This window comes from Prauserella isguenensis, from assembly GCF_014191605.1.
Lineage (GTDB): Bacteria > Actinomycetota > Actinomycetes > Mycobacteriales > Pseudonocardiaceae > Prauserella > Prauserella isguenensis.
In genome coordinates this window covers 74,305-92,900 of sequence record NZ_JACHWU010000010.1, presented here as the reverse complement: position 1 = coordinate 92,900, position 18,596 = coordinate 74,305, and the positions used below count along the sequence as shown (strand labels likewise).

Here is an 18,596-nt window from a genome sequence, read left to right as displayed (position 1 = left end):
ATGTCAGAGTCCCCATCGAGGTCGTCGGTGCCTGCCCGGGCGTTACGTCTGGGGCTCGTCGCCGTCGACCGGACGACCGATGCGCTGACCCTGCTCGGCCTCGTTGCCATGGTGCTGGTGGTCAGCTGGCAGGTCTTCGCCCGCTTCGTCCTCGGTTTCACCCCGGGCTGGGCTTCCGAACTCGCGCTGCTGCTGCTGTGCTGGCTGGCTTTTCTGGGCATCGCCAAGGGAATCCGCGAGCACAGCCACATCGCGGTCGGGTTCGTCGTCGACCGGCTGCCCCGGCCTGTGCGCAACGTGGCGATCCGGATCGCGCCGGCGCTGATGGTCGCGTTCGGCTGCTATCTCGTCGTGCAGGGCGGCGAGTTCACACGACTGATGATGCACTCGACGCTGCCGGGTACCGGCCTGCCCACGTCCGTGCAGTACGCGGCGATGCCCGTCGCGGGGGTTCTGATCGCCGTCTACAGCGTGCTGCAGCTGTTCGGGCGGATCCCACTCGATCCACCGGATCCGGCGCCGGCGTCGGAGACACCCGGTTCCGGCCGGGCCGGAGAGGGTGATGACCGATGATCGACCCCATCGCGGTTCTGCTGCTGTTCGGTGGGTTCGCCGCCCTGTTGCTGCTGCGGGTGCCGATCGCGTTGTCGCTCGCCGTCTCCTCGATCGCCGCGGCGCTGTGGATCGGTGTTCCGCTGCCGCTGGTCGGACAGAAGATGGTCCAGGCGCTGAACTCGTTCCCACTGCTGGCCATTCCGTTCTTCATCCTCGCCGGTGAAGTGATGGCGGGAGGAGGGGTCGCCCGCAGGTTGATCGATCTGGCCAACATCGTCGTGGGGTGGGTGCGCGGTGGGCTGGCCATGCTCAACGTCGTCGCCAGCACCTTCTTCGGCGGGATCTCCGGCTCCGCGGTCGCCGACACGTCGTCGGTCGGCTCGGTGATGCTGCCGATGATGCGGCAGCAGGGCTACCCGGACACTTACTCCGTGGGCGTCACGGTCTCGAGCGCCACCCAGGGCGTGCTGATCCCGCCGAGTCACAACATGATCATCTTCGCGCTCGCCGCCGGTGGCAGCGTGTCGATCGGCGGCGTGTTCATGGCGGGTGTCGTGCCCGGATTGCTGATCGCGGCCTTGCTGCTCGTGGCCTGTTACGTCACGGCCAGGAAGCAGGGGCACCCCAAGGGCGAGCCGATCCCGGCGCGGGACGTGCCGAAGATCGTCTGGCAGGGCCTGCTCGGTCTGCTCACCCCGGTCATCGTGATCGGCGGCATCCTCAGCGGCGTGTTCACGGCGACCGAGTCGGCGGCGATCGCGTGCCTGTGGGCCGTGCTCATCACGTTCGGCGTGTACCGCGAGGTTCCGCTGCGGGCCGTGGTCGGCATGCTGCGCCGCTCGGTGAAGACGCTCGGCACGGTGTTGTTCCTGATCGCGGCGGCGGGCGCCTACGGACACCTGCTGACCGTGCTGCAACTGCCCGAGGCACTCACCGACGCGCTGCTCGGGCTGTCCGACAACCCGGTCGTGATCCTGTTGCTGTGCAACGTCCTGTTGCTGGCGCTGGGCTCGATCATGGACATGGCGCCGCTGATCCTGATCACCACGCCGATCCTGCTGCCGGTGGTCACGTCGCTCGGTATGGACCCGATGCAGTTCGGCGTGATGCTGATGCTCAACCTGGGCATCGGCCTGATCACCCCGCCCGTCGGAAGTGTGCTGTTCGTCGGTTCCGCGATCGGCGGTATCCGTATCGAACAGGCGGCACGTGGAGTGCTCCCGTTCTACGTGCCGATGGTCGCCTGTTTGCTCCTGGTGACCTTCGTTCCCGCTCTGTCATTGACCCTGCCGCACGCGCTCGGTTTCTGACGGTGATTCCCCGTTCCCCGTGAAAGGAGACATATGCGCAGCGCAGCGCTTCGTCGAATGACCACGGTCGCCCTGGCGGCCACGCTCGGACTCGGTCTGGCCGCATGCGGCGGTGCAGGCGGTGCCCAGGAGTCGGTGACCTGGCGCCTGGCGGAGACCCATCCGGGCGACTATCCGACCACCAAGGCCGACGAATGGTTCGCAGAGGAACTGAAGAAGCGTTCCGACGGCCGGATCACCGTCGACGTGTACCCGGACGCCCAGCTCGGCGAGGAACGGGACGTGCTCGAACAGATGCAGATGGGCTCGGTCGAGCTCAACCGCACCAACGCGAACCTCGTCGGCGAGTTCGTGCCGTCGTGGAAGGCCTTCGGCGTCCCGTACGCCTTCGACAGTGAGGAACACTTCTGGAACTACCTCCAGGGCGACGGTGGGAAGGCCAAGCTCGAGGAGTTGTCGGAGATGGGGGCCGAGGGCCTCGCGTACTACGACTCGGGTGCCCGCTCGCTCTACACGACAGGAAAGCCGGTCGAGAAGCCGGAGGACCTGGCGGGCCGCAACATTCGGGTGCAGCCCGGGTCGATCACGGCCGAGGTGGTCGAGAAGCTCGGCGGATCGGCGACCACGATGGACTTCGGGGAGGTCTACAGCAGTCTCGAGACCGGGGTCATCGACGGGGCGGAGAACAACCTGCCCAGCTATGTGTCCACGCGCCACTACGAGGTCGCGCAGAACCTGACGCTGAACGAGCACCAGCGGGTCCCCGAGGTGCTGATGATCGCGCAGTCGGCGATGGACCAGCTGTCCGAAGAGGACCAGAAGCTCGTGCGTGAGGTGGCCCGTGAGTCCACGGAGGTCCAGCGCGAACTGTGGCGGCAAGAGGTGGCCGATAGTCGCAAGACGCTCGAGGACGCGGGCGTGACGATCACCGAGGTCGACGACAAGCAGGCGTTCAAGGACGCGGTGTCCGATCTGCAGGAGCGTTACGCCGGTCAGTACGGCGACTTCATGGACGCGGTCGAGGCGGCGAAGAAGCAGTAGCGGACGGCTGACGTTTCGCTGCGGAGAATCGATGTTCCCTCCCCGTGCGGGCACGCGCGTCGTGCCCGCACGGGGAGGCAACCAGGTGTGAGGAGTAGGAATGCGGGTCCTCGTGACCGGTGGTTCGGGACGGCTGGGTCGCAATGTGGTCGGCGCGCTCGCGGCGGCGGGCGACGAGGTCGTGTCGGTGGATACGGTGCCGGAGGAGCGCGACGACGACGTCGCGACGTTCCCGGCCGATCTGACCGACGCCGGTGAGTGCTATTCGACGCTGGCGCGCTTCCGGCCGGACGCGGTGGTGCACCTGGCGGCGATCCCGGCCCCCGGGATGCGCAGCGACGTCCGCACGTTCACCACGAACACGTCGTTGGCTTACAACGTCTGCCAGTCCGCGGCCGATCTCGGTGTCGGACACGTGCTCGTGGCGAGCAGTCCGACGGTGATGGGATACGGCAACCCCGCCGGGTGGCAGCCGTCCTACCTTCCCCTGGACGAGGACCATCCGGTGGCGCCGTGGAACGCCTACACCATGTCCAAGGTGGCCACCGAGGACGTCGTGCGGGCCTTCGCACGCCGCGGCGAGGGCCGGTTCCACATCTTCCGGCCCTGTTTCGTCGTCTCGCCAGAGGAGTGGCGCGGCGCGCCGACGCAGGGCGGCGGCACGGTGCGCCAGCGGCTCGAGAACCGGACCAGGGCGGCGGTGTCGCTGTTCAACTACGTCGACGCCCGTGATGCCGCGGAGTTCGTCCGGTTGCTGCTGGCGAAGGCGGAGCACGTGCCGAACGGCGAGACGTTCTTCGTGGCGGCGGCCGATGCACTGGCCGAGAAACCGCTGAGCGAACTCCTCCCCGAATACATGGCCGTGCCGGAGAAGATCGCCGGGCAGCTGGCGGGTACGGCGTCCGCGTTCGACACGAGTAAGGCGCGCAGGCTGCTCGGATGGGCGCCGAGGTACGACTGGCGTACGGAGCTGGTGTGAGCGCCGCCGCGGGGATCGCCGAGCTGCGGTGCGCGAGCATCCGGCTGCCGCTGCCGGGGACGTGGGACGGTGGGGTGAGCTTCCACGACGTCGTCGTGGCCCGGCTGCGGGACGACACCGGCGCCGAGGGCACGGGGTTCAGCTGGACCCCGCGTGTCGGGGCGAGCGCTGTGCGTGCCCTGCTCGAGGACGAGTGCGCCGACTTTCTGCGCGGCGCGGGTACGCATCCGGAGGTCGTTTGGGAGGCGTTGTACGCGCGGCTGCACGAGGCCGGGCCCGGGGGCATCGCCGCGATGGCGCAGGCGGCCGTCGACATCGGACTGTGGGACCTGCGTGCCCGCGCGTCGGGGACCGGCCTCGTCGACCTGCTCGGCAGGCGCAGGAACGTCGTTCCCGCCTACGCCAGTGGCGTGAATCTCGACTACGACCTCGACGAGTTGTGTGCGCAGGTGAGTCGTTGGGTCGAGGCGGGTCACACCGCGGTGAAGATCAAGATCGGGTCCGCCGAGCTGGACCGTGACCTGGAGCGTGTCGCGGCGGTACGCGAGCTGATCGGCCCGCACGCCAAGCTCATGGTCGACGCCAATCAGCGGTGGGACGTGCCGACGGCGTCGCGTGCCATCAACGCGCTGGAACGGTTCGATCCGTACTGGATCGAGGAGCCGCTGCCCGCCGACGACCTCGCGGGACACGTGCGACTGCGGTCGACGACGCGGGTGCCGTTCGCCGTGGGCGAGAACCTGCGGACGGTGCGCCAGTTCCGCGACATGCTGGCGGCGGGCGTGTGCGACATCGCCCAGCCCAACGTGGTCCGTGTCGGCGGCATCACGCCGTTCCTGCGGATCGCCCAACTCGCGGCCGCCCACGACGTGCCGGTGGCACCGCACCTGTTGCCGGAGATGTCGGCACAGCTCGCGCTGTGCGTGCCGGTGGTGTCCATGGTGGAGGCGATCGACAGGGCGTCGCTGCAGGAACTGGGCGGGCTGGCCGAGCCGTCGGGGGTGAGCGTCGACGCGTCCGGAGCCCGCGCCGACACCGGCCCCGGTCACGGACTGGTGTTCGATGTGTGAGGCTCGAGTACGCCCCGGCCGCGCCCCGTTCGACACACCCGGAAGGTGACCCTCCCCGTGCATCCGCGTCTCGCAGGCCACGCAGTGGTCGAACAGCTGCTGGCACACGACGCAGACGTCGCCTTCTGCGTCCCGGGGGAGAGCTACCTGGCCGTGCTCGACGGACTGTACGACGCACGCGACCGCATCGATCTGATCACCGCGCGCCAGGAGGGGGGCGCGGCGATGATGGCCGCCGCGTACGGCAAGCTCACGGGTCGTCCGGGCGTGTGCCTGGTCACCCGCGGCCCGGGTGCCACGAACGCCAGCATCGGCGTGCACACGGCGCATCAGGACGCGAGCCCGATGGTGCTGCTCGTCGGGCAGGTCAGCACCGAACACCTCGGCAGGCGGAGCTTTCAGGAGGTGGATTATCAGCAGATGTTCGGTTCCCTGGCGAAGGACGTCGTCCGGGTCGACCGTGCCGACAGGGTTCCCGAACTGATCGCTCGCGCTTTCCACACCGCCGTGTCGGGAGAACCGGGTCCCGTCGTCGTCGCCCTGCCGGAAGACGTGCTGGGGCACACCACCGACGCGCCGGTGGTCCGGCCCGGCGGGACGGTGCGGCCCGGGGTCGCGAGCAGCGACGTGGAGGCGTTCGTCACCGATCTCGGCCGCGCCGCAAGGCCTCTGGTCGTCGCCGGTGGGACCGGATGGGATCAACCGTCGACTCGTCGGCTGCGGCAGTTCGCGGAGGCGTTCGGTGTGCCCGTGGCCGCGGCGTTCCGGAACCAGGACGTCATGGCCAACACCTCGGACGTCTATGTCGGACCCCTCGGACTCCGCACCACCGACGGACTCTCCGCGGCCGTGAGGGAGGCGGATCTGGTCGCCTTCCTCGGGACTCGGCCCGACGCGGCCAGTATGGACGACCACGGTCTCCTGGCCGTGCCGCAGCCGACCCAGCGCGTGACGCACATCCATCCGGACCCGGACGTGATTCACCACGTGTACCGCGCCGACCACGCGATCGTCGCCGGACCGGCCGAGTTCGTCATGGCGCTTCCCGCATCGCCGCAGGACATTCCTGCGCTGCAGGAGGATTCCGCGCTGCAGGCGGAACGGACCGCGTGGTGCGGGCGCCTCCGCGAGAACTATCTCCGCAGCCTTGCCACTCCGTCCGCCGGAAGTCCGGACTCCCTCGCGTACATGCAGGTCTTCAACGACCGTGCACCCGGCGACACCATCATCTCGACCGGTGCGGGCGCGTACACGAGCTGGCCACAGCGCCACCGCCGGTTCACCGCCTACCCGTCGCAGGCCGGCACCCAGTCCGGTGCCATGGGCTACGGGCTCCCGGCGGCCATCGCGGCCAAGTTGGCGTTCCCGGACCGAACCGTCGTCGCATTCGCAGGGGACGGCTGCATCCTCATGACGGGACAGGAGCTGTCGACGGCCGTGCGGTACGGCCTCGACATCGTCGTTGTCGTCGTCAACAATTCGCGGTACGGCACGATTCGCAACCACCAGGAAGCCGCGTATCCCGGGCGGGTCGTGGGCACGGAGTTGGTGAATCCGGACTTCGTGGCGCTGGCCGGGGCCTTCGGCGCTCACGGTGTCCGCGTGCATACGCCATCCGAGTTCCGGTCTGCCCTGGACGCGTGTCTCGACTCCGGAGGTACGAGCCTGATCGAGATCGTCACCGAGTGATCGCGATGCCGGCCACGTCACCACGGTCCACGAGCCACCGGTCCACGAGGCCGCGGGCGCCGCATGCGGACGGCGCACCCGCCTCGTCTCGAGGCGAAGCGGGTGCGCCGTCGCGGCACGTCGTGTTCGCGGAGCCGGGTGCCCGCACCGCCGGCGTCGTTCGGCTCCTCAGGCCGTTCCGGAGCCGTCTAGAACCATCCCAGCACCACCTCGACACTGACCCAGATCGCCAGTGCAGTGGTCAGGAACAGCACGACGTTCTCGACGACGTTCGCCTTGTGCTCGCCGAGGTGGCTGCGCTTGTTCACGAGAATCAGAAGGCCGACCGCCACGATCGGGACGACGACGGCCTGCAGTCCGGTCACGAAGACCGCCATCTCGACGAACCCGGGCATTCCCGGCACGGACCAGATGATCGGGGAGATCAGGATGAACAGGCTGACCCACTTGAACCACGGGTCGTCCTCGAACTTCCGCCCGAACCTCTCGCGCCGGGCGGGCCGGACGATGTGCAGACAATCGATCACGACCTTGGGGAATCCGTTCGCGAAGCCGATCACGCTGCTGTAGAGGATGCCGAACGCGCCGATGTAGAAGACGAGAGCGCCGAAGTCGCCCAGGTGGAGCGACAGGGCCCTGGAAATGTCCTCCAGGCTGTCGACCGAGATGTTGTTCGGTGCGAGGAGCTCGGCCCCCACCACCCAGACGGCCAGGTTGATGACGATGGCGGCACAGATGCCGAACAGGATGTCGTTACGTTGGGTCTTCTTGTATCCGACGCCCGTCCAGCCCTTGTCCTTGACGAAGTAGGGGTACAGGAAGTTGGCCATGGACCCCGCCACGGCCCCGATCAGCGAGAGGGCGACGGCGAAGACGCCGAACGTGCCGGTGTTCTCGGGGATACTGAATCCGACCGTGGCCTTGACGATCCCGCCCACGTCGGGAACCGAGTAGATCGCCAACCCCAGGAAAGCGATGGTCATCAGGACGAGGAAGAGCTTCAGCAGCTTCTCGATGGTGGTGTAGACATTGCGCCCGATGACGAACAGGCTGACCAGAACCACGACGCACGACCAGAGGAACGGCTGCCCGATGCCGAAGATCCACGTCAGTGCCTCGCCTGCACCGGTGATCATGTAGGCGTTGAGCAGGTGGCCGCTGATCAGGATGGCGATGCCGATGAACCACGGGAAGTACTTGGACACATCTCTGTATCCCTCGACGATCGTCTGTCCTTTGGTGTTCAGGACCTGGTAGCGGCCCATCAGGTTCACGATGACGAACCGAACGACCAAGGACAGGGCGAGCAGCCACATGAGGTTGTAGCCGTAGCTCGATCCGGAAACGGAGGCCGTGACGAGGTCGCCGGCCCCCATCATGCTCAGGACGGCTACGATTCCCGGTCCGAATTTCCGTAGTCGGTCCCGTAAGGTCACTTTCGGATTCTCGACGGCTGCATTGTTGGTTTCGTGGTCCATCACACGGTCCTCTTTGACTGTTTCCGGAGGGGGTTGGGCCGGGTCGCCGTCCCGTTGTCGTGGAACGGAGTTCGGTGGGGAGGGTCGGCGGGTGCCCGCCCCGAACCATGGGGCGGGCACCCGCCGGGGACGGCTAGTGCCGGTCGACGGCGCCGTCGACCCGGCGGAGCAGTCCGTCCGGGTTGCCGTCGGCGATCGGGCGCGGCAACAGGTCTGCCGGCAGGTCCTGGTACGACACGGGGCGCAGGAATCGCTCCACGGCGCGGGTACCGACCGAGGTCGTCCGCGAGTCCGACGTGGCGGGGAACGGGCCGCCGTGCACCATGGCGTGGCCGACCTCGACGCCCGTCGGCCAACCGTTGAACAGCACGCGGCCCGCGACGAGTTCCAGTGAGGGCAGCAGGGCTGCCGCCTCGGACTCGTCACCGGATCCGGTGTGGACGGTCGCGGTCAACTGCCCTTCGAGGGCGTCGGCGACGGCGCGGACCTGGGACGCGTCGCGGCAGCGCACGATGATGCCGCAGGAGCCGAACACCTCCTGCTGCAGCGACTCGTCGGCGACGAAGCGTTCGGCGTCGGTGGCGAGCAGCGCCGGGCGGCAGGTGACCGGCCGGTCCGATTCGGAGCCCCGGGCGAGCACCTCGACGTCGTCGTGGCCGGACATCGTGGTGACTCCCCGGGCGTAGGCGTCGGCGATCCCGGGAGTGAGCATCGTGGCCGGTTCCGATGCGGCGATCGCCGTCGTGGCCGCGTCCACGAATCGCCGTAGGTCCGGACCGTCCACGGCGACGACGATGCCCGGGTTGGTGCAGAACTGGCCCGCGCCGAGGGTGAGTGAACCGACGAACGCGGTGCCGAGTTCCCCTGCCCGGTCGGCGAGTGCGCCCGGCAACAGGAACACGGGGTTCGTGCTGCTCATCTCGGCGTACACCGGGATCGGGCGCGGACGCGCCTGCGCTGCGGCCACGAGCGCGAGGCCACCCTGCCGCGACCCGGTGAATCCCACGGCACGGATGCGCGGATCGGTGACCAGCGCCGTGCCGAGGTCGGGACCGCGGCCGAACAGCAGGGAGAACGTGCCCGCGGGCAATCCCGTCTCGGCGACCGCGTCGCTGACCGCCCGCCCGACGAGTTCCGACGTGCCCGGATGGGCGTCGTGGCCTTTGACGACGACGGGACAGCCCGCCGCGAGTGCCGACGCGGTGTCGCCGCCCGCGACCGAGAAGGCGAGGGGGAAGTTGCTGGCGCCGAACACGGCGACGGGCCCGAGCGGGACGTCCCGCTGACGGATGTCGGCGCGGGGCGGCGTGCGGTCCGGCTGTGCGGGATCGATCCGCGGGATCTCGAGGTTGCCGTCGCGCAGCAGTGTCGCGAACATGCGGAGCTGGCCCGTGGTGCGGCCGCGCTCGCCCGTCAGACGCGCGAGCGGCAGACCGGACTCGGCGTGGGCGCGTTCGACCAGGGCGTCCCCGACGTCCTCGATGTTGTCGGCGATGCGCTCGAGAAACTCGGCACGCTTCGTCACCGGCACCGTCCGGTAGGTGCCGAAGGCGTCCCACGCGGCGGCGCACGCGCGGTCGACGTCGACCGGCCCGCCGTGGGCGAAGGCGGGTTCCAGCCGATCGCCGGTACTTGGATCGACGGCGCGGATCTCCGCGCCGGTGCCGGCGACCGGTTCGCCGGCGATGATCATTCGACCGGTCGGGGTGTTCATGCATTCTCCTCGGGGATACGGGAAATCAGCTCGGCGAGCTGCTTCAGCTCGTCGTCGTCGAGGTCGGTCAGCGGCGCGCGAACCGGTCCGGCCGGACGTCCGATGGCCTTCATGCCCGCTTTCACGATGCTCACCGCGTAACCGGCCTTGCGGTTACGGATGTCGCAGTAGGGCACGACGAACTCGGCGAGGTAGCGGTCGACCGTCGCTCGGTCGTGGGCACGGACGGCGGTGAAGAACCGCTGCGCGAACTCGGGGACGAAGTTGTACATGGCCGACGAATAGGTCGTCACGCCCATCTCCAGATACGGCAGGGCGAACGTCTCGGCCGTGGGAAGGCCGCCGATGTAGGTCAACCGGTCGCCGAGCCGCGTGTGGATGCGCGTCATGCGCTCGATGTCGCCGACCCCGTCCTTGAACCCGACCAGGTTGGGACACGCGTCGGCCAGGCGCGCGACGGCCTCGTCGGTGTAGACCGCATTGGCGCGGCTGTAGATGATCACGCCGAGCGACGTGGCCGCGCAGACGGCCTTGACGTGCTCGACGAGACCGTCCTGCGACGCCTCCGTGAGGTACGGCGGCAGGAGCAGCAGTCCGTCGGCACCCGCGCGCTCGGCGGCGCGTGCCAGCTCGACGGCCGTGGCCGTGCCGTAGCCGGCCGGTGCGATGAGGGGGACGTCGTCGGGCATCTCGGCGACGGCCGCGGTCACGACCGTCGACACCTCGTCGGGGGTCAACGAGAAGAACTCGCCGGTGCCCCCCGCGGCGAAGAGTCCGGCCGCGCCGAAGCCGCTCAACCAGGCGATGTTCTCGCGGTAGGCGGCCTCGTCGAAGCTCAGGTCGTCCCGGAAGTGTGTCACCGGGAAGGACAGGAGCCCGTCCGACAGCTGCCGGGCTGTTTCGTGGGGCGTGAACTGGGACATCGCGTACTTCCTCCAGGGGTGGTCTGGCCCGTGGCGGGGACGCTAGGCTCGTCGAGCAATGCGCGTCCAACTCCGATTTCGCATCTTCTGATTCAGGAAACGCATCGATGTTCACGATCCAGCAGCTAACGGGCTTCGTCGCCGTCGCCGAGGAAGGCCACTTCGGCCGCGCCGCCGAGCGGTTGACCATGACGCAGCCGCCGCTCAGCAGGCAGATCCAGCAGCTGGAGAAGGAACTCGGCGTGAGCCTGATCGATCGCAGTGGCCGGACGGTGCGGCTCACCCCCGCGGGTCGAGCCTTCCTGAGGGACGCCCGCAGGTTGCTGCACGACGCCGCGAACGCCGCGCAGTCCGCCCGGCGCATGACGGCGGGCCGCGCCGGCCTGCTCAACCTGGGCTTCACGGCGACGTCCGGATACGGCGTCTTGGGCACGGTCCTGCGCACCGTGGCCGAACGGCTTCCGCATGTCGAGATCGTGCTGCAGGAACTGGTCACGAGGGATCAGCTGGACCGGATCTCGACCGGCACGCTGGACGCGGGCCTGGTGCGGCCGCCGACGCCGCCCGGGGTGGAGTCCCGCCTGGTGGGAACGGGGGCCCTGGTGGCCGCGCTGCCCGCCGGGCACCCGCTGGCCGACGAGCAGCGGCTGCCGCTCGAGGCGTTCCACGGAGCCGACGTCGTGGGGTACTCGCCGCTCGAGGCGCGCTACTTCTACGACCTCGTCGTGGGTATCTTCGGCGAAGCGGGGGTGCGGCCGACGTACGTGCAGTACGTCTCGCAGGTCCACACCGCGCTGGCGCTGGTCGAGGCAGGACTCGGGATCGCGCTGGTGCCGTCCACGGCGGCGCGGCTGCGGTTCGCCGGGCTCGTGTTCCGGCCTGTGGCGCTCCCGGTCCCGGACCCGGTCGAGCTGCGGGTGGCGTGGCGCGCCGAGAACGACAACCCCGCACTGGCGGCCTTCCTGGAACTCTTCACCGCCGCGGGCGACGGCGTCGAACCGGCGCTCGACCTCGGAGACGGTGCCGCGGCGCGAACGTCCGACTAGGACCCACTATCCGTCGGAGTCGGGTAACGGTGCCCGGCCGGAGGCGTGTGATCCGCCGGCCGGACACCGGGGGAGCGGCCGGCGTCAGCGGACCCCGCGGGTGCGGAAGGCGGCCGCAAGCGCGGCCAGGCTCACGAACGACACCGCGAGCAGGTAGTACCCGGGCGAGATCTGCGAACCGGTGCCCGCGACCAGCGCTGCCGCGATCGTCGGCGTGAAACCGCCGAACACGCCCACGGCCGTGTTGTAGCTGAACGACAGCCCCGTGGCGCGGGCCCGTGCGGGGAAGACGTCGGACATCACCGACGGCAACGCCCCGAAGTAGCAGGCCTTGAGGATGCCGAGGACGGTCATCGCCGTGGCCAGCGTGAGGAACGAGGGCACGTGGGTGACCCAGACGAACAACGGCACGACGCCGCCGCCGATGAGCAACGCCGCAGGAACCATGATCGGAAGGCGGCCGAACCGGTCGGCCAGCAGCCCGACGAACGGCGTGAGGAACGTCAGGATCACACCCGTGATGAGCAGGGCGGTGAACGACAGGGAGTCGTCCAGTCCCAGTTGCTCGATGCCGAAGGTCGGCAGGTACTGGAGGATGAAGTTCAGCGCCGTCGACACGACCAGCGCGCCGCCTGCCATGAGCAGGCCGCCCCAGTGGTCACGGAACACCGCCAGCATGGGGGAGCGTCCACCGTCGTTCGCGTCGTCGTTCGGCGATTCCCGGACGGCGGGGGACTCGTCGACGTGACGGCGGATGTAGTACCCGACCGGGCCGATCAGCAGCCCGAACACGAACGGCACCCGCCAGCCCCAGCTCGTCATCGCCTCGTCCGACAACACGACCGTGAGGCCGGTGGCGAAGCCGGCCGCCATCAGCGTCGCCAGTCCCTGGCTGGCGAACTGGAAACTGCCGAGGAACCCCTTGCGCTGCTCGTTGTGCTCGACCAGGAACGAGGTCGCGGCGCCGAACTCGCCGCCCGCGGCGAAACCCTGGATCAACCGGGCCACCACGACCGCGAGCGGTGCGGCCATCCCGAGCGTGTCGTAGCCGGGCATGATCGCCATCAGGAAGGTGCCCGCGACCATCAGCCAGATCGTCAGGACCAGCGCCTTCTTCCGGCCGTGCCGGTCCGCGTAGGCGCCGAGCACGAGCCCGCCCAGTGGCCGGATCAGGTAGGTCACGCCGAACACGGCGTAGGCCTGCACCAGCTGGGCCCCGGGTGCGCCTTCCGGGAAGAACGTGCTGCCGATGTAGGTCGCCATCAGGGCGTAGACGGCGAGGTCGAACCATTCGAGAGCGTTACCGATGGTGGCGGCGGCGATCGCGCGCCGGGCCGACACCGGCGTGCGGGCGGGCGCCGTGGCCGGGGTCGTCATCGGAGATCCTTCCGTCCGGAGGCCGGCAGCGGGCGGTCGGCCGTCGGGTGGCCGACCGCGTCGAACAGGGCGGCCGCGAGGACGATGCCCTCCCGGGCGATCGGTGCGAGCAGGTGTTCGTCGGGTGCGTGCTGCAGGCACCCGGGGTACGAGTGCGGCAGCCACAGCGCCGGCAGTCCGAGCACGTCGGTGAACACGAAGTTCGGCAGCGAACCGCCGATGTTGGGCAGCACGGCCACGTTCCCGCCGGTGGCCTCCTCGAGCACTGTCCGGGCCCAGCGCGGCCACGGTCCGTCCACATCGGTCCGGCTTGCGGCGAACCGGCCGGTGATACGTACCCCGACCATCGGGTAGCCGTGTTCGGCGAGATGCTCGGTGATGATCCGTTCGGCGCTGTCCACATCGGTGCCTGCGACGTAGCGCAGCTGCAACACCGCGCGGGCGCGCCCGGGGATCGCGTTGACGGGCCGGTCGACGTCGGCGGATCCCAGCGCGAGCACTTCGAGGGTGTTCCAGCCGTACAGCCGTTCGGCGGGAGTCAGGCCGGCTTCGCCCCAGCCGTCGTCGGGCACGGGATCGCCGGGGCCGGTCGCCACCCGCACGCCGGCGAGCGCCTCGCGGATCTCGTCCGGTAGCTCGGGAGGGAGCAGCCCGGGAACGCGGACGCGGCCGTGCCCGTCGACGAGGCTCGACACGGCTCCCGCCAACGTCGTTGCGGGGTTGCGCAGCAGCCCGCCCCAGTTGCCGGAATGGTACGAGTCGGACCGCAGGTCGACGTCGAGTTCGATGCCGAGGGCACCGCGGGAACCGAGGAACAGCGTCGGTGTCGCGGCGTCGAGTCGTGGGCCGTCGGAGGCCAGGAGCAGGTCGGCGGCCAGCAGTTCGCGGTGGGCGGCGGCGAACTCGGCGAAGCCGGGCGAGCCGATCTCCTCGCCGGTCTCGAACAGCATCGTCAGGTTGAAGCCGAGCTCGCCGTGCTCGGCGAGCAACAGCCGCAGCGCGGTGAGGTTGACCAGGTGCTGGCCCTTGTTGTCGGCCGTGCCGCGGCCGTACCACCGGTCGCCCTCGACGGTGAGCCGCCACGGGTCACGCCCGTGACTCCACCGGTCACCCAGTCCTTCGACGACGTCCGCGTGCCCGTAGCACAGCACGGTGGGCAGGTCCGGCGACTCGACGCGGGTGCCCACGAGGAACGGCCCACCGGACGGGTCCGGGTTGGCGTGTTCGGTGACGGTGCACCCCAGATCCGTGAGCGCCGGGGCCAGCACGTCGTCGAGGTATGCTTTGACGGCAACACGGCCGTCGGGTGTTGCGCTTTCCGTCCGGAAGGCGACCATCCTGGCGAGCTCGTCGGAGAAATCGCCGGAATCGACGTAGTACTCGGCTTTTCTGCGAATTTGCTCGGAAAGCACGGAATCACCTCGGCCTGCTCGACGGTGCTTGGTCGAGCAGATTAAGGGACGTCCGGGCCGGTCACCATTGCCGTTTTCGCCATCGACCGTTCTAATATCGGCAACTCGGGCGAAAGGTGATCGCGATGCAGCTACTGCCGACGGGGCTGGCCTACTTCGCGGAGGTCGCCCGCACGGGCTCGGTCACCAGTGCGGCGGACACGTTGCGGGTCGCCCCGTCGGCGATCAGCAGGCAGATCGCGAAACTCGAGGCGGACCTCGGTCTCGCCCTGTTCGACCGCAAGCCGCGTGGGATGGTGCTCACGGACGCCGGAGCGCGGCTGGTGGCGCACGCACGACGTAGCGAGGCCGAATCGGCAGCCCTGGTCGACGAGCTCCGTGCCGGGACGGACCACGAGGCACGGCCCGTCGTCGTGGCGTGCTCGGAGGGGTTCGGCAGACGACTCGTGCCCCGGGCGATGGCCCGGTTCCGCCGCCACCATCCCGACGTGACGTTCGAACTGGACATCGTGGCCCGGCAGGAGGCGACGCGCCGGGTGGTGGAGGGTATCGCCGACATCGCTGTCACCTATGCGATGGGGCCACAGCACCACGTGAGGGTGGAATGCTCGACGGTCACCGACGTCGCCGTGATCGTGCCGGCGGGTCACGAGTTGGCGCGGCGCGACCGCGTCGGGCTCGCCGAGCTGTGCGACCACCCCCTCGCACTGGCGTCGCCCAGCACCAGTCAACGCGAACTGTTCGACCTGGGAGCGGGGATCGAGGGACTGACCGTCACGCCGGTCCTCGTGTGCGACGGACTGGCACCGTTGCACGAGTTCGTGCGCGACGGCGGCGGCGTGGCGCTGGTCGGCGACCTCGGCGACCTCGACAGGGACGCGTTCTCGGACGGCGTGTCCTACGTGCGGTTGGATCATCCGGTGTTCCGCCAGCGCGAAGCGCAGGTGCAGACGATGCCGGGCAGGAGGCTTCCGGCCCCCGCGATGCAGTTCGTCGGTGTCCTGGTGTCGCTGCTGCGTGGTCACCGGGACGACGACCGGACGGCCGAGCCCGCCTGAGTGCACGGTGGGCACGGGGATAAGGAATCGTTCATCTCGTTCCCATGGAGGCCTCATCCGGCGGCCATAGCGTCCTGTGTGGTGAGAACGCGGACACCCGCACCGCGACCGGCACAGGAGGAGCACCGCATCATGACCGTGTCCACGGAGCACGACCGCACGCTCGCGACGCCGATGTGGCCGGAGCCTGCGCCCCTGCCCACGCCGCTGAGACCCGACCGGTTGCGGCGGGCGAAGAAGGCCTACACGACCCGGTCGGTCGCCGCGCGGCTCGACGCGTCGCCGGACGGCTACACCCTGGTCGACGGGCCGGACGTCGTGCCGGCGCCCGGTGACGTGGTGCTGGCTCGGGTCGAGGAGCTCGGCAAGCACACGCGGCTGGAGAGTCCCACCGGGCGCAGACAGGCCCTGTTCGTCGGCGACGAGATCCTCGTCGCGTACGGCCACCGGTATGCACCCGACCAGTTCGAAGCGCTCGTGCCCGGCGACCTGCGGCCTGCGCACCTCGTCGCCGCGGGCGGTATCGCCGCGCGGGCGACGGAGAAGCACCACGACATCGACGAGCCGACGGTGATCCGCCCGCTGGGCCTGCTCGCCGACGCTCGCGGTGTCGTCACCATGCGGCGGCACGCCGGCCGCACCTTGCTGCCGGACCCGGCGGGACCGCCGTTCCGGCCCGCGGGTCCGACGATCATCGGCGTGGTCGGCACGTCGATGAACTCGGGCAAGTCCACCACGGTCGCCTCGATCATCCACGGGTTGTCGCGGTCCGGACTGCGGGTCACGGCGGGGAAGGTGACCGGTACGGGTGCGGGCGGTGATCCGAACGGGTTCACCGACGCCGGGGCGGCGGCCGTACTCGACTTCACCGATTTCGGCTTTCCCACGACGTTCCGGCTCGAGCACGGGCAGGTGCGCGGGATCCTGCTGTCGTTGGTGGCACAGCTGGCGGACCCGGGCACGGATGTGATCGTGCTCGAGATCGCCGACGGCCTCTACCAGGACGAGACGGCGCGTCTGCTGGCAGACCCGCTCTTCACCGACGTGGTGGACCACGTGATCTTCGCCGCGGACGGTGCGGCGGGGGCCGCGGGCGGGGTGGCGCTCCTGCGCGACCGCGGCGTGCCGGTCGCTGCGGTCAGCGGGGTCGTCACGTCCGCGCCCCTTGCGGTGCGGGAGGCGCGATCCGTGCTCGACGTACCTGTGATCGACACGTTCGCGTTCGCCGACCCGGACGTGGCGACGGCCGTCCTGTGACCGGCGCGGACTCACCCGCGGACTCACCCGCGGGCCGCCCGTCGCTGCCGCCGCTGCTCACCGGCGGCAGACGGGTGCTGTTCGGATCGCTCGTCGGGGCCGGACTGGCCCAGGCGGCGCTTGCGGGTGTCACGGCGGTGAGCATGCCGCGCCTGCTGCAGGCGGTGCCGGCCGATCGGTGGTTCTGGCTGGGTGTCCTGCTCCTCGCCGCTCTCTGCATGGGCGGCATCCGCGTGATCGAGTGGGTCGTCGCCGAGAAGCTGAGCCAGGACTACGTACACGAGATTCGGGGTGGCCTGCTCGCCGCGGCCCTCGAAGGGGGACACGGCCCGTCGCTGGGAACCACGATCGCCCGCGCGACCAACGACCTCGCGGCGGTGCGCAACTGGGTCGCGTGGGGAATCGCGCCACTGGCCGGTGCGGTGCCGTTGGTCGCGGGAGTGCTGGCCGTCCTGGCGCTGCTGCATCCCGCACTCGCCGTCGCGGTGGCCGTCCCGCTGGTGCTGCTCGCCGTCGTGTTCGCACTGCTGGCGCGCAGCGCCTACACCCGGGCGCGCAGCGTCAGGAGGGCTCGCGGCCGGTTGGCCGCGCACGTCGGTGACACGGTCGCCGCGGGAACGGGGATCCGTGCGGCGGGCGGGCTGAGTCGGGAACTCGCCAGGCTCACCCGCCGCAGCGCCGCGGTGCGGGCCAGCGCCGTCCGCAGGGCCCACGTCGCCGGTTACCTGCGCGGGACCGCCGTCGGCGCGGCCACGGTCGCCACGCTCGGCGTCGTCGTCGCCGGCGCGTGGACGGGCCTCGAACACGCCCTGGTCGCCACGACGATCACCGTCGTCGGGGTGCTGGCGACGCCGATTCACGACCTCGGCAGGGTCGTCGAGTACCGCCAGTCGTACCTCGCGGCCCGACGTATACTGGCGCCGGCACTCGCGCTACCGCCGCCGTACGGGGGACGGACGCAGCGGCCGGTACGCCCCGAGGAAGGGCCCGCACACGCCGGGGTGCACGTGCACGACCTGTGGGTCGACGGAACCTGTGTCCCCGGCCTCGTGGCCGCGCCCGGTGCGCGCGTGGTGCTCCGCGGTGCGCGCGAGGGGTGGGTCGACGCCGTGGTCGGCCTGCTGGCGGGCAGCGGTGAAGGCGGAGGCGCGCGGGCGCGCGGCTGGATACGGGTGTCCGGGCAGGACCTCGGCGTCCTGGAACCGGCACAGCGGCGGAGGTATGTCGGATTCGCCGCGCGCGGAGTGCCGGTCGAACGCGGGACCATCGCACGGGCGGTGCGTTATCGCCGGCCGGATGCGCGATCACCCGTCGAACCGGAGTTGGCCGCGGTCGGACTCGCGGAGCGAGTCGCAGGGCTGCCGGACGGTGAGCGGACCGTGTTGCGCCGTGGCGGCGAACCGCTCTCGATGCCCGAACGTGCACGGCTGCACCTGGCCCGCGCCCGCTACGAGCGGCCGCCGCTGCTGGTCCTGGACCACGTCGAGGACCAGCTCGGAGCGGGCGGCGCGGCGCTGTTGCGGGACCTGCTGGCCGACTACCCCGGCGTCGTGGTCCTGGCGACCGAGGTGCCGGACGAGCTCGTCGGCGACCACGACGTGTGGGACCTGACGCCGGTGGACAGCGACCGGAACCGGGTGGCGGCGGCTGGATTCGGACCCGGGCCCGCGGGTCGGTGAGCGCTCGG

At 70.1% G+C, this 18,596-nt stretch carries 15 protein-coding genes; 10 read left to right on the top strand and 5 right to left on the bottom strand.

Features of this window, described 5'->3' with window-relative positions; all coding sequences use genetic code 11:
* Positions 1-27 precede the first annotated feature (27 nt).
* The 6 genes from FHS23_RS22395 (at position 28) to FHS23_RS22370 (ending at position 6,644) form a co-directional block, all read left to right on the top strand.
* Entirely contained in the window at positions 28-573 is a 546-nt protein-coding gene (locus FHS23_RS22395) for a TRAP transporter small permease (RefSeq protein WP_343054193.1), read from the top strand.
* Entirely contained in the window at positions 570-1,865 is a 1,296-nt protein-coding gene (locus FHS23_RS22390) for a TRAP transporter large permease (RefSeq protein ID WP_183659354.1), read from the top strand. Before FHS23_RS22395 ends, FHS23_RS22390 begins: the two co-directional genes overlap by 4 nt.
* A 57-nt stretch (positions 1,866-1,922) precedes the next feature.
* Positions 1,923-2,906 (top strand): TRAP transporter substrate-binding protein, encoded by a 984-nt coding sequence (locus tag FHS23_RS22385; protein WP_246382608.1) that lies wholly within the window; start codon positions 1,923-1,925, stop codon positions 2,904-2,906.
* Positions 2,907-3,006: 100 nt separating this feature from the next.
* Entirely contained in the window at positions 3,007-3,885 is an 879-nt protein-coding gene (locus FHS23_RS22380; protein WP_183659350.1) for an NAD-dependent epimerase/dehydratase family protein, read from the top strand.
* The gene (locus FHS23_RS22375) at positions 3,882-4,955 is read left to right on the top strand and encodes a mandelate racemase/muconate lactonizing enzyme family protein (protein WP_343054190.1); all 1,074 of its coding nucleotides are present in this window, start codon (positions 3,882-3,884) and stop codon (positions 4,953-4,955) included. Before FHS23_RS22380 ends, FHS23_RS22375 begins: the two co-directional genes overlap by 4 nt.
* A gap of 57 nt (positions 4,956-5,012) precedes the next feature.
* Entirely contained in the window at positions 5,013-6,644 is a 1,632-nt protein-coding gene (locus tag FHS23_RS22370; RefSeq protein ID WP_183659345.1) for a thiamine pyrophosphate-dependent enzyme, read from the top strand.
* 188 nt (positions 6,645-6,832) lie between these two features.
* Here FHS23_RS22370 and FHS23_RS22365 read toward each other — a convergent pair whose 3' ends face one another.
* The 3 genes from FHS23_RS22365 to kdgD all read right to left on the bottom strand — a co-directional run bounded on the left by FHS23_RS22365 (position 6,833) and on the right by kdgD (position 10,759).
* Positions 6,833-8,122 carry an Nramp family divalent metal transporter gene (locus FHS23_RS22365; protein ID WP_183659343.1) on the bottom strand — a complete coding sequence of 430 codons (1,290 nt, stop codon included), beginning with the start codon at positions 8,120-8,122 and terminating at the stop codon, positions 6,833-6,835.
* A 133-nt stretch (positions 8,123-8,255) separates the two neighbouring features.
* Positions 8,256-9,836 (bottom strand): aldehyde dehydrogenase (NADP(+)), encoded by a 1,581-nt coding sequence (locus FHS23_RS22360; RefSeq protein ID WP_183659341.1) that lies wholly within the window; start codon positions 9,834-9,836, stop codon positions 8,256-8,258.
* Positions 9,833-10,759, bottom strand: coding sequence for a 5-dehydro-4-deoxyglucarate dehydratase (gene kdgD, locus FHS23_RS22355; protein WP_183659339.1), 927 nt, complete (start codon positions 10,757-10,759; stop codon positions 9,833-9,835). The genes FHS23_RS22360 and kdgD overlap by 4 nt, the downstream gene beginning before the upstream one ends.
* 107 nt (positions 10,760-10,866) lie before the next feature.
* On the opposite strand from kdgD, the gene FHS23_RS22350 reads away from it, so the two are divergent.
* The gene (locus FHS23_RS22350; protein WP_183659337.1) at positions 10,867-11,805 is read left to right on the top strand and encodes a LysR family transcriptional regulator; all 939 of its coding nucleotides are present in this window, start codon (positions 10,867-10,869) and stop codon (positions 11,803-11,805) included.
* 84 nt (positions 11,806-11,889) lie between these two features.
* Here the strand turns inward: FHS23_RS22350 and FHS23_RS22345 are convergent, their stop codons facing one another.
* Positions 11,890-13,182, bottom strand: a complete 1,293-nt coding sequence (locus tag FHS23_RS22345; RefSeq protein WP_183659335.1) for an MFS transporter — start codon at positions 13,180-13,182, stop codon at positions 11,890-11,892.
* Positions 13,179-14,594 (bottom strand): M20/M25/M40 family metallo-hydrolase, encoded by a 1,416-nt coding sequence (locus FHS23_RS22340; protein ID WP_183659333.1) that lies wholly within the window; start codon positions 14,592-14,594, stop codon positions 13,179-13,181. Before FHS23_RS22340 ends, FHS23_RS22345 begins: the two co-directional genes overlap by 4 nt.
* A 125-nt stretch (positions 14,595-14,719) precedes the next feature.
* On the opposite strand from FHS23_RS22340, the gene FHS23_RS22335 reads away from it, so the two are divergent.
* The 3 genes from FHS23_RS22335 to FHS23_RS22325 all read left to right on the top strand — a co-directional run bounded on the left by FHS23_RS22335 (position 14,720) and on the right by FHS23_RS22325 (position 18,588).
* Positions 14,720-15,652: a LysR family transcriptional regulator gene (locus tag FHS23_RS22335; protein WP_183659331.1), complete on the top strand. Its 933-nt coding sequence runs from the start codon at positions 14,720-14,722 to the stop codon at positions 15,650-15,652.
* Positions 15,653-15,784: 132 nt separating this feature from the next.
* The gene (locus FHS23_RS22330; protein WP_221219972.1) at positions 15,785-16,909 is read left to right on the top strand and encodes a P-loop NTPase family protein; all 1,125 of its coding nucleotides are present in this window, start codon (positions 15,785-15,787) and stop codon (positions 16,907-16,909) included.
* Positions 16,906-18,588 (top strand): ABC transporter transmembrane domain-containing protein, encoded by a 1,683-nt coding sequence (locus FHS23_RS22325; protein WP_183659329.1) that lies wholly within the window; start codon positions 16,906-16,908, stop codon positions 18,586-18,588. Before FHS23_RS22330 ends, FHS23_RS22325 begins: the two co-directional genes overlap by 4 nt.
* The last annotated feature ends 8 nt before the right edge of the window (positions 18,589-18,596 follow it).

Coding starts and splice junctions, on each gene's coding strand:
- FHS23_RS22345 (WP_183659335.1), bottom strand. CDS start 13,182: ATGACGACCCCGGCCACGGCGCCCGCCCGCACGCCGGTGTCGGCCCGG.
- FHS23_RS22380 (WP_183659350.1), top strand. CDS start 3,007: ATGCGGGTCCTCGTGACCGGTGGTTCGGGACGGCTGGGTCGCAATGTG.
- FHS23_RS22350 (WP_183659337.1), top strand. CDS start 10,867: ATGTTCACGATCCAGCAGCTAACGGGCTTCGTCGCCGTCGCCGAGGAA.
- FHS23_RS22360 (WP_183659341.1), bottom strand. CDS start 9,836: ATGAACACCCCGACCGGTCGAATGATCATCGCCGGCGAACCGGTCGCC.
- FHS23_RS22390 (WP_183659354.1), top strand. CDS start 570: ATGATCGACCCCATCGCGGTTCTGCTGCTGTTCGGTGGGTTCGCCGCC.
- FHS23_RS22330 (WP_221219972.1), top strand. CDS start 15,785: ATGACCGTGTCCACGGAGCACGACCGCACGCTCGCGACGCCGATGTGG.
- FHS23_RS22365 (WP_183659343.1), bottom strand. CDS start 8,122: ATGGACCACGAAACCAACAATGCAGCCGTCGAGAATCCGAAAGTGACC.
- kdgD (WP_183659339.1), bottom strand. CDS start 10,759: ATGTCCCAGTTCACGCCCCACGAAACAGCCCGGCAGCTGTCGGACGGG.
- FHS23_RS22335 (WP_183659331.1), top strand. CDS start 14,720: ATGCAGCTACTGCCGACGGGGCTGGCCTACTTCGCGGAGGTCGCCCGC.
- FHS23_RS22385 (WP_246382608.1), top strand. CDS start 1,923: ATGACCACGGTCGCCCTGGCGGCCACGCTCGGACTCGGTCTGGCCGCA.